Below are 1,995 nucleotides of genomic sequence, written 5' to 3' on the forward strand. Positions count from 1 at the left end.
TGGGTATGCCCGCCGGTGGTGATGTCAAAACCGCCTTTGCCGGCAAAGATGCCGGTCTGCTCCTGCACCGAATCCCAGGTGCTGTGCATCTTATCGCGGCTCAGGTTAAGCGAGCCGCTGGGGGAGCCAACGCCAACGCTGCCGCCCGCACTGGCATTCTGCTGCTTCGAGTCGTAATTATCGCTGTCCTGCTCGCTGGTTAAGGTCAGGTCGCGGCCCGTGTCCAGCGTTACCCTGTCGCCGCTCACCTGTGCGCCGGTAAGCGTGGTGTCACGCCCGCTGCTGATGGTCAGATTATTACCGACGTTAAGCGTGGTCTCTGTATGCGTGATGCCGTTGCCGCTTTCGCTGCCTTTACCCTTATTGGCGCTGGCGCTAAACGTCAGGCCATTTTTATCCCCGCCAAAATTAATGCCGACGCCGACGGACGCGCCGTGGCTTTCGTTTTTACCCTCAAGAACCGAGGTGTTCTGCGCCGACAGCAGGTTGACGTCGCGGTTAGCCGCCAGGCCGATGTCTTTGCCGGCCTGTAGCTGGCTGCCCTGAACGGTGATATCCGTGCCGGTGGCGTGAATATTGAGATTATTTCCTGCCGTGATCGTGCTGCCCTGGCTCTGGTTCGAGGTCTGCGTCTGCTGAGATTTGGACGACTGGCTGCCGTAAGACAGGTTTACGCCAAACAGGTTTTGCGCATCCTCGGCCTGAGCCGTACCGAGCTGATAGCCCTGATACGCCTGCACGCCGCCCAGCGCTGTTTTGATGCCGTCAAGCGCCGCCAGACGCCCGCTGCTGGCGGTACTGGCCTCATTGGCGCTGGTGACCGCGGTGTTAATCGCACTGCCCACCGCGCCCGACAGTGCCAGCGTCAGCCCGCTCTGTTTTTGCTCCACGGTATGGGTCTGCACGCTCTGGTTATCCGCCGCCAGAATATTGACCTGTTTACCGATCAGGTCCAGATCCTGGCCGCCCAGCACCTCCGAGCCTTTCACCGTCAGCGCATTGCCAGCAGTGAGGTTGACGTTGCCCTGGGTGCTGCCAACGGTGCTGCCTGCGCTGCTGTGGGACTGGCCATCATCGGTGATTTTCAGCGCATTTTTGCCGTAGCTGAAGCCGATGCCGCCGGTGCCGGAGAGGCCGGTTTTTTTCTCTTCATGTAGATGCGTTTCCTGACGCGACTGGTCGGCGGCGGTAATGTTGAGGTCATTGCCCGCCAGCAGGTTGACCTCCTGAGTGGCTGCCACGCTGCTGCCCTTCACCCGCAGATCATGACCTGCCTGTAGGGTCACGCTGTCGCCGCTGATGTTGCTGCCCAGCGCACTGTGGTTTTGCACTTCGTCATGCGTTTCCACCGACTTGCCGGAAAACATGCCTTTACTGCTCTGCTTACTGTGTTCGGTCAGATGATAAGCCGACTCACCGGCGGTCAGGTTAATGTCATGGCCCGCCTGCGCCGTTACGCTCTCTTTTGCGGTAACGGTGGCGGCCTGCGCATTGAGATCGTGGCCCGCGCTCAGCGCCACGCTGCCAGCGGCGTTAAGCTGCGTGCCGATATCCGTGGTCTGCGTCAGATGGCGGTAGTTATCGCTGCCCCAGTCGCTTTTCTCGCTGTGCGTGGTGCTCAGCGTACTAAGATTAAGATCATTACCGGCGATGATTTTTGTCTGACTGTTCGCGCCGCTGTTGGCGATCTGCGTTGCCGTCAGGTTGATATTGTTAAGCGCCTGCAGGCCCAGCGTGCCATCGTCATTCTGCACATAGATGCCCGCCGCACGATTAAGATAGCGGTTGGTGTTATCACCCGCCAGCGTGCTGCTGCTGTTGATATCACCACCGGCGATGGCCAGCAGACTGTCGCCGCCCTGTAGGGTGCCGCCGCTATTGTTGATATCGCTCAGGGCATTAAGATTGACGCGGTTACCGCCGATAAAGCCGCTGTTGTTCAGGGTATTCGCATCGATCTGCGTGACTTCGCGGCCAGCAATTTTACCGCTGTTG

The 1,995-nt window shown here is 59.4% G+C and carries 1 protein-coding gene; it reads right to left on the reverse strand.

All coding sequences use genetic code 11. The features are described from left to right. The coding region (locus EPIR_RS03625) for a hemagglutinin repeat-containing protein (protein ID WP_048696872.1) at positions 1-1,995 on the reverse strand (1,995 nt) is incomplete at both ends.

Source organism: Erwinia piriflorinigrans CFBP 5888 (assembly GCF_001050515.1).
In the GTDB taxonomy this organism is placed as follows: Bacteria; Pseudomonadota; Gammaproteobacteria; order Enterobacterales; family Enterobacteriaceae; genus Erwinia; species Erwinia piriflorinigrans.